The organism is Gemmatimonadota bacterium, from assembly GCA_016209965.1.
Taxonomy (GTDB): Bacteria; Gemmatimonadota; Gemmatimonadetes; order Longimicrobiales; family RSA9; genus JACQVE01.
Window position 1 is genome coordinate 1 of sequence record JACQVE010000353.1, and the last position, 8,542, is coordinate 8,542.

8 protein-coding genes and 1 other annotated feature are annotated in these 8,542 nt (G+C 68.0%); of the genes, 2 read left to right on the plus strand and 6 right to left on the minus strand.

Annotated features, from left to right (window positions below; genetic code table 11):
• On the plus strand, positions 1 to 122 hold a 122-nt coding region (locus HY703_14115; GenBank protein ID MBI4546319.1), incomplete at its 5' end, for a PLP-dependent transferase.
• A gap of 706 nt (positions 123 to 828) precedes the next feature.
• On the opposite strand, the gene HY703_14120 is transcribed toward HY703_14115, so the two are convergent.
• Positions 829 to 1,569, minus strand: coding sequence for an Rrf2 family transcriptional regulator (locus HY703_14120; GenBank protein MBI4546320.1), 741 nt, complete (start codon positions 1,567 to 1,569; stop codon positions 829 to 831).
• 164 nt (positions 1,570 to 1,733) lie between these two features.
• Complete coding sequence (locus HY703_14125) at positions 1,734 to 2,255, minus strand: hypothetical protein (protein ID MBI4546321.1); 522 nt, start codon at positions 2,253 to 2,255, stop codon at positions 1,734 to 1,736.
• Positions 2,201 to 2,256 (plus strand) — a sequence feature (possible 23S ribosomal RNA but 16S or 23S rRNA prediction is too short). It overlaps the preceding gene by 55 nt.
• Positions 2,257 to 2,289: 33 nt before the next feature.
• Between HY703_14125 and HY703_14130 the strand changes: the two genes are divergently transcribed.
• On the plus strand, positions 2,290 to 3,447 hold the full coding sequence (locus HY703_14130; GenBank protein ID MBI4546322.1) for a chromosome condensation regulator RCC1: 1,158 nt from the start codon (positions 2,290 to 2,292) through the stop codon (positions 3,445 to 3,447).
• A gap of 104 nt (positions 3,448 to 3,551) precedes the next feature.
• On the opposite strand, the gene HY703_14135 is transcribed toward HY703_14130, so the two are convergent.
• The 4 genes from HY703_14135 to HY703_14150 form a co-directional block, all read right to left on the minus strand.
• The gene (locus tag HY703_14135; GenBank protein MBI4546323.1) at positions 3,552 to 5,594 is read right to left on the minus strand and encodes a B12-binding domain-containing radical SAM protein; all 2,043 of its coding nucleotides are present in this window, start codon (positions 5,592 to 5,594) and stop codon (positions 3,552 to 3,554) included.
• A 174-nt stretch (positions 5,595 to 5,768) separates the two neighbouring features.
• Positions 5,769 to 6,353 (minus strand): hypothetical protein, encoded by a 585-nt coding sequence (locus HY703_14140; GenBank protein MBI4546324.1) that lies wholly within the window; start codon positions 6,351 to 6,353, stop codon positions 5,769 to 5,771.
• Between the two features lie 86 nt (positions 6,354 to 6,439).
• Positions 6,440 to 6,790: a DsrE family protein gene (locus tag HY703_14145; GenBank protein MBI4546325.1), complete on the minus strand. Its 351-nt coding sequence runs from the start codon at positions 6,788 to 6,790 to the stop codon at positions 6,440 to 6,442.
• Positions 6,791 to 6,910: 120 nt separating this feature from the next.
• Positions 6,911 to 8,287, minus strand: coding sequence for a hypothetical protein (locus HY703_14150; GenBank protein ID MBI4546326.1), 1,377 nt, complete (start codon positions 8,285 to 8,287; stop codon positions 6,911 to 6,913).
• Positions 8,288 to 8,542: the final 255 nt, after the last annotated feature.

Below are 8,542 nucleotides of genomic sequence, written 5' to 3' on the forward strand. Positions count from 1 at the left end.
ACATTACGCGCGAGGCGCAGGCCCGCATGGGGATCACGCCCGGGATGATCCGCCTCTCGGTGGGCATCGAGCATCCGGAAGATGTGATCGCGGACCTGAGGCAGGCGCTGGAGGCGGTATAGTGAGACAGGCCACGTGGAGGCGGTTAGTTGCTCAACCGTGCTTGTGCATCGGGGGAACGGGACGGGACCGGGAACGGAGCGGCGTCGGCTCAGTCGCGAAAAACCTTTCAGCCGGGAGCGAACGCAAGTATGTGGACGATCGCGCTACTGCATCAGCCGTTGGTTTGCGGGCAGGCCTTCTCCGGGTGGGGGCCGGTGATCCTCCTGCTGGTCGGCTTTGTCACGGGTGCGGGGCTGGCGAGCGTTTGGCTTCTGCCGCGCACCCCGCGGCGGGCGCGAAGGTGAAGCCAGGCTCCTGAATCACCCTCACAGCCGGCGTACCAGCTCGGTAATCGCAGTGACGCCGCCGTCGATGGCATAGGCGACGCGGCCCTGCCCGTCGATGATGTAGAACGGACTCCCGGCCGGCCTGCTCGGTCATCGCTGCCTCCCGACGATTGGCAATGTTGTCCGGAAATCACGCCTGGATTACGAGGATCCGATGCGCCAGATACCGGCACCGACCCCTACCGCAACAGGAACGCAGCCGCGTGCGCTGCGCTGGCGCTGGCGACGCTGATCTCCGCGTGCCGAGGTATTAGATTTTCGCGCAGGTCGCAGTGGAACTTTCGCTAATCGTAAACTCCTCGCCTCCGCAAATCGAGGCGTTGGTCCTGTGGCACGCAAGCCGCGGGAGCGCCCCGGATCTCCAGCACGGCGCGGAGGTCTAGCCCCCGTTGGTTGCAGGCGGCCGGCGCCGCATCAAGTCGGCGACCGTGGTCTCGTGGAAAAAAAACCGGATCTGCTCCGATACCGCTTGCCAGCGGGCGTGTGCCGCGCAGGGCGAGAGGGCCGAACATTCGGGACGGCCCAGCAGGCAGCGGGGACGCTCGGCAAGCGGTTGGAAGGGCGCGATGATTTCCGCCAGCGTGAGCTTTTCCGGTGGCGCCGCCAGGCGGAACCCGCCCCGGGGGCCGCGGCCGGAGGATAGGACTCCTGCGCGGGCCAGCATGAAGAGCGTCTTCGACAGATAATTGCGCGGCACGGAAAGCGCATCGGCCATGCGCTGCACCCGCACCGGCGCGTGCTGCGCTTCTTCCGCCAGGTAGATGACCGCGCGCAGCGCGTATTCAGCGGTCTGCGAGAGTGGGGTAAACATTTCCGGGCCCTCCCTTCGGCGCCTTACCAGGACCGGCCGCTTTACGTATACCACGACCTGCGAGTCCGCGCGGGCAGCCACCGTCTGGAGGTCGGATTCGCACGCGCCGGTGAGGCGGGCGGGGAAGCCGGTGCGGCCCCGCCCACGGAGCGGCGATCCGACGAGGCGCCCGACGGGGAAGGTGAGCCCGAGGAAAGCGATTCGGTCCGAGGCGAAAAGGAGCTCGCGAGCGGATACGTCGCCGCGGCGGCGGCCCTGGACACGGCGCTCGCGCTCCGCGGCGGCCAGGTGGCGCTGATCACCCTGCACCCCGCCGAGCCGGGGCGGCTCCTGCTGGTGATCAAGTAGCCATCGGGCCGCTGGCCTGGCGCCTTTTGTGCTGAACCTGCAGCGGGGAAGACCCGGGCTCGAGTCACATAGCGCTGTGGCGCCGAGATAACCACGCTCTCTTTCATCGTCCGACCGCTCCGGTCCTAACGCCTGGCGTAGACCCGAGTCTTGCCTGTGCGATAGAACGCCACGACCAGATACGGTTCCCGCTGGCCGCCCTGCTCCATGCCGGGTGCGCCCAGCGGCATGGGGGGCACGGCAAGTCCCGCGATAGCAGGGCGCTCGTCCAGCAGCCGGCGGATGAGGTCGGCGGGGACGTGGCCCTCGATGGCGTAGCTGCGGAGGCAAGGCGCGGGCCGCGCGGCACCTGCTCTCAACCCCGTGTCGCAGTGGTGGTTACGGCCACGCCCTCCGGGTGAGTTGCACCACTCCCGGGACGAAACATCCCGCCCCGCTGGGGCAAATCGCCCGGCTGCACAGCGGCAGCATGCCGCGTAATGGTCCAGCAAGGCGACGCCACGCAACGAGTTGCGGCCCTGGCCGGAGGGGGGAACACAGGTTGCCTCCGCTGCGTCCTGTACGGGAGAGGCTGAGTGGGCGGGAGTACGGACATCCCCCCGAGAGTTCGCATCGACGGGGCGGTTGGCACCTCGATATCGGCTCATCTAGCAGGAAGCCAATTCCTGGCAGGAGGACAACATGAGCGTGATCACCGCGCTGGCTGTAGTGCAGGCGCTGGCGGCGCAGCCGAGCCGACCCGCCCGGGCCGCCGCGCTGGAATACATCCAGTTGAGCGCTGGCGGCTTTCACACCTGTGCCATCGCCGCCGACAGCCTGGCTTACTGTTGGGGGAGCAACACGCATGGCGAGCTGGGCAATGGCACGTTCGCGCACAGCAGTGTGCCGCTCCCCGTAATGGGTGGGCTGCGCTTCGTCCTGCTCGCGGGGGGCTTTCGTCACACCTGCGGGCTGACCGCGGAGCGCACGGCCTACTGCTGGGGTTGGAATGGCTATGGCCAACTGGGCGACGGGAGCTGGAATTCTCGCAACCTGCCTACCCGCGTGGCGACCGCGACGCGCCTCGCCAGCTTGACCTGCGGCGCGCACTTCACCTGCGGGCGTACCACCAATGGCATCGCCTTCTGCTGGGGGCAGAACGCGTCTGGCCAACTGGCGACGCCGGGGTCAGAGCCCAGCAGCGCTCCCGTCCGGATCGGCGGGGGCATGCGCTTCACTGCGCTGCAGGCGGGCGGCTACCATGTCTGCGGTCTGACCCGGCGCGGCGCAGCCGTGTGCTGGGGCGAGAACTCCGATGGTCAGCTAGGCAACCGCACAACGGCGGCCACGCGTGTGCTGGTGGCCGTGGCCGGCGCGAGGCCATTCCGCAGCCTGGCCGCGGGGGCCAGTCATACGTGCGGGATCAGCCCTGGCGATCAGGCGTATTGCTGGGGCGCCAACTCCGAGGGCCAGCTAGGAACCGGGACCCGCGACCTCGCTACTGCACCGCTGCCGGTGGCAGGGCGGCTTGGCTTCTCCCTGGTCACTGCGGGCACGCTCCATACCTGCGCACTCACCGGCGGCGGCGCGGCTTACTGCTGGGGATCCAACTTCTTCGACGAGCTGGGCAGCGCCACCGTGGCCCGCAGCCTGGTGCCCGTGCCCGTCGCGGGCGGGCTGGTCTTCACCGCCCTCAGCAGCGGCCACCTGCACACCTGCGGCATTGCCGCCGGTGGAGCCGCCTACTGCTGGGGCTCGAACCGCTGGGGGCAACTGGGCGATGGCACGAACGCTGACCGCAAGAGCCCCGTGCCCGTGGCGCCTGCGGCGCGGTTGATCGCGGGGGGCAGTGAGGCGTAACCGCGGAGCGGGCGTGGCGGGTGGCGGGGTCCCATCCAACCCCGCCATGGGGCCCTCTGCTGAGGTCGCCCCAGCGACTGGACGAGGAAGCTTCGCGGCCCCCGCTATCGGGCGAAAGAGGGGGGTGGCCCGTGGTGTTCCGTGCCCGAGGGCATTGCCAGCGGCACAGAGCCGGCGCGCACGATCGCGGTCATGACCTGCTCGTAGTGCAGGCCCTTGATCGCCGCCTGGAGGGCGCCCCTTAGTTTGACGCCGGGGAAGCGGTGGAAGCGCATCTGGACCTTCAGGTGCCTGGCGGCGTTTTCCAGGACGGACCGGGCCTCCTCCGCATGTAGCAGCCCCTCCCGCCGCACGTGCTCGCGGATCTGGCCAATCCACGCCCGGACCTCCTCGAGGCCCTGTTCCGGCCGGCAGCGAACCCGGTAGTCGTGCGCCAGCGCCACGAGTTCGTCCAGCGATTCCCAGTGCTGCGCGAGCCTGACCACCTGGTCCGCGCGGATGCCACGGAGCAACTGGCGGAGCCGGCGCGCCTCGGTCCGGGCCCGGCGATAGAGCTGGTGGTCCAGCCTGGCCGTTTTCCACAGCAGCGCGAAGTAGTTCCGGTCCAGCCGCCGGAGGCCCTGTATCCAGAAGGAGACGAGCGCCCCCTTGATGTGGCCCAGATCGATGCGCCGGCTTGCGAAGATGTGAGGACGGACCGCCTGCAACATGTCCAGTGCCCGGCGGTAGGATTCCGCCGGCTGGAAGAGGCGGTACAGGATGTCGTGGATCCCCTGGCGGAGCTGCTCCGCACTCATGGAGCGCGGCTCGAACTGGACCTCATCGTCCGTGTTGTTCCCCGAGTACTCCGCAAGTTGCAGTCTGCCCTCTTGGCGCAGCCGCTCGAACAGCGGCGTGTGCGGCACCGGAGTCAGCATCCCGGTCATGGCCGTGAAGATTCGAGTCTGCTTCACGAACTCGACGATACGGTCAGCCGTGGATGGGGTGTCCTCGTCGCTGCCGAATATGAAGCCGGCGTAGACTTCCATGCCCGACTCCTGGATGCGGGCAATCGCTCGCGGGATGTCGACCTTGATGTTCTGCTTCTTGTTCATCCGCCGGAGCGCCGCCTCGTCCGGGTTCTCGATCCCCAGGAACACGGCATCGAACCCGGCGAGCTTCATCTTCTCGATCAGGTGCTCCAGCTTCGGGGTCCCGAGGTTCACGCTGGCCTGCGTGTAGAACGTGAACGGGTAATCATGCTCCCTCTGGAACTGGATCATCTCATCCAGGATCTCCGAGATCGCCGCCGGCATGCCGATGAAGTTGTCGTCCACGCTGAAGACGCTCCCGCGGTAGCCGGTGTCCAGGATGGCCTGCAGCTCGCGGCGGACCGCTTCCGGCGACTTGGGCCGGTTGAAGCCGCCGTTGAACTGGATGATGTCGCAGAAGTCACACCGGAACGGACAGCCGGCTGTAGTCTGGATCATCATCGACTGGTAATCCCGGATCCGGATCAGGTCCCAGCGAGGCAGCGGCACATCTTCCAGCGGCTTGAAGACGGAGCGATCATTGAGGTACGCCCTCGAGCCCGGCACTGCCTCCGCCACCGCCACGGGAATGAGCAGCCTGGGCGCCTCCGGGCTGTGTGCCGGCTCCGACTGCAGGTACTCGAGCAGTTGCCCGATCGAGGCATAGGCCTCGCCCCACACGAGCATGTCGAGCCCCTCGTGCAGGACCTGGTCCGAGTCTGACCGCGGCTCGAGGATCTGCTCGCGGTACGACGAAGCGAAGGGCCCCCCCAGCACGAACGGCGTATCGCACCCCCTGGCAGGGCCGCGAAGCAGGTCCACCAGCGATTTCTTCTGGATGGACATGGCGCTCACGAACGCGGCATCCGCTTCCGCGATCTTGTTTCTCAGCACGCGCTCCGATGGCAACGTGACGTTGAGGTCGATAAGCTCGAAGTCCCACTCGTCCGGCAGGTAAGCCGCAAAGGTCAGGAGCCCGAGCGGCGGGAAGGCGGCCTTGCGGCCGATGAGCCGGATCACGTACCGGTAGCTCCAGAACGAGTCGTAGGGGAACTCCGGCACGATCAGCAACGCCTTCCTCCTTGCCGGCACCGCTTGCTTCAGCGTACGTGTCACGAGATCGACCCCCCTGTTCATGTGAGCCACCGATGTAATCTTCATACGCGCAACCGCCGCGTCAAATCGCGGCTGGAAGGCCGCCTGTGGGGTAGGGTGAGTTGCTGCAGGATAATGTTGGCGAGATCAGCCGCGTCTTGCCGGAGTTCGAGGGCCCGCGAATGCTGGCCACCGGCGGCAGGGGCGCGGTCGCACCTACGCCCATCCGTATGGCGTGACGCTCTTGTAGCTCCGCCAGGTGAATACCGCGATCGCCACCACCAGCGCCAGTGTGAGCCAGGCGGGGAGCGGAGCCCAGACCTGGACTCCCAGCATTGCCAGGATCAGGACCACAAACATGCAGGCCGATGCGATGCGCTTACGACGCAAGCGGAGCACGGCGATGCGGCCTGCGCTCTCCTGAGAAACCGGGGTGGCGGCCGCGGCGAACAGCGCGTCAATGCGGGGCTGCAGGCCCACGTGCACGTAGGTCAGGAGTCCGGCAATCAGCAAGAGCAACGTGAACTTCGCGGCGAGGAGCGGATTCGTGAGCAGCGTCGAGAGCGAGAGCCCGCGCAGGACGACCAGCGCCAGCCCGGTGACCAGCGCGGTGGCCTGGAACACAAAGCAGGGCACGGTCCGGTTCCTCACTATGTTCTCCATATAGACATCCGTACGGTCGCCCAGCGGCGGGCCCAGTCGCGCGCGCTGGTTCACCGTGACCAGCGCGTAGAAGGGCCAGGCCATCAGGATGGCCGTGACCACATGGAGCACGCGGAGAAGCTGAAGCAGCACGTCCATCGTTTCACCCCCTGTCCAGTCAGCGACTTCGCCGGGCGACGTCACTGTCCCCGACACCCCCTGCATCGCGAGCGTGCGCTGGCGGCTCAGAACACCAGGACCCGGTCAGCCCATTCCATCCACTCCGTCAGCTCCTCCAGCGAGCTGCGGTGCGCGCCCAGTGTCAGCTCCGCCTCGCCGATGCCGCGGGCATCCATACAGCTTCCACACACGCCTATCCCGCCACCACGCCCGGCACCGGCCCGCAGCATCCGCTCCAGGTTGTAGTAGCCGCCCGGAACCTGCTGCCCCGACTTGGCGCACGAGGCGGCGTCGCCCATCAGGAAGATGCGCACCTCGTGGCCTTCCCGCTTTGACAGCGAGCCGGCCAGCCGCAGCGCGTTGTAGCTCCGCTCGCTGCCGTAGGGGGGATCGTTGAGGATGAACAGGACCTTCACTGCGGGCCTCCCAGTGCGGTTGGGTCAGTTTTCACCACAGGCACGGCCGGGGACCGTGCGCAATTAAGGGGGCGCGCGGGCCTTCCCCCCACCTCGTGCCCTGCCGCCCGGTGTCGCCCGCTACTGCACCTTATAGGTCTCCTTCACCGCCTCGATCGACGCGTTCAGCAATGCCTCCAGCAGGAAGGGGTTGTGCACGCCGCGCGAGCCGTCCTCGTCCAGCAGGCTGGCGTTGAACTTGGCGCCCTCGCCCACCGTGATGCGGCCGTCGCCCGACTTGAACTCGGCCGCCGGCACCTTGGCCACCAGCCGGTTGAGCTCGTTGGTCAGGCTGCGCATGCGCGACTCGAGCGTGACCACGGCCGAGCGGGCCGCCGCCTCGGAGCCATGGCAACCCGAGGCCGCGCAGGAGCGGAACGTCCGCTGCGTGACCGCGCAGCTCCCGGTGGTCGGCTTGCCCTCCGCGTCCAGGCAGGGGATGGCCTGGAAGAGATGCCCGGTCGCCTGCGCCACGAACTTGCCCGTCGCCTTGTCCGTCACGCTGAAGGAGTTGACGTGGCAGCCCGCGCACAGCTTGGGATTGCGCGTTGTACCGTGCGTGCTCACGATCTTCACCGTGTCGAAAGCGAAGTTCGAGGGCCGCCACCCAGCCTCTCCCAGCAGCATGGGCCCCTGCGGCGAATGCGCGCCCCGGGGCGTGCTGGGGTCGGGCTCCGAGCGCTTGTGGTGGCAGCGGATGCACAGGTTCTGCTCCGGGTCCGGCGTGTTCACCGCGAAGCGGAGCTGCGCCGGGTTGGGCGAGCCGTGCGGGTCGTGACAGACGGAGCAGGTGATGCCGTACAGCTTGCCGTCCTGCTTCTCCAGGTAGTCTGCCGTCTCGCCAAAGGCCCGCAGCGCCGTCTTCCCCTCGTGGCAGCTCGCGCACGCGGCATTGGGCGCGGCGTGGTCGTTGGGCAGGGCGTGCGCCGAGCGCGACCACTCCTCGACGAAGGGGTGGTGCGTGTCGCGGTGGCACTCGCCGCAGCCCGTGGTCATGGCCGTGTCCACGGCAAAAGCAGCCAGCGGCTGGCTGGCGTCAGGGTTCTGCACGTGCGCCAGCCCTGCGCCGTGGCAGTTCTCGCACTGCACGTCCTGGTAGCGCGCGTCCTTGGTGGCGACGTAGCCCACCGCGCCGCTGGCGGCGTTCCCCTTCTCGCTCACCGTGTGGCAGGCGTTGCAGACCTCCTGGGCGCTCCCACTCTCCTGCAGGCTGGTCCAGGCCGTGGCATGCGCCGTCTGCTTCCACGCGCCGTGCTGCCCCACGTGACAGTTGCCGCAGACGGAGAGCTTGCTGTCCTGCTTGCTGTAGCCCAGGAAGCCGGCCGCGCCCTGCGGCGGATCCTCGAACAGCGGCCGGTCGCGGTAGATGATCTCCTCGTCCAGGCAGCCACCGAGCAGTGCTGTGGCTCCGAGCACGAGCAGCAGCGGCGCCAGCCGTTCCCATCGTTTCCCTGCCATTTGGATCTCCTTCGCCCCCTCCGGGGCGTCCCCCGCCCCGCATTCCGGCGAGTTTCATGCCCGCCGGCCGGACCCTCGACTAACATGACAACTCGCTGTCCGACTTGGGGTTAGGTCTATAGCGGCCAGGCCCATACCAGGCCCGTACGCCCCGCCCCGGGGCGCCGCGCCCCAAACGTGTGGCAAGGCTGCGCCGCAGAAAGAGCTGTTGCTGCAGGCGGAATCTGGCCTGCCCCTGGTTTACCCCGCTGGATC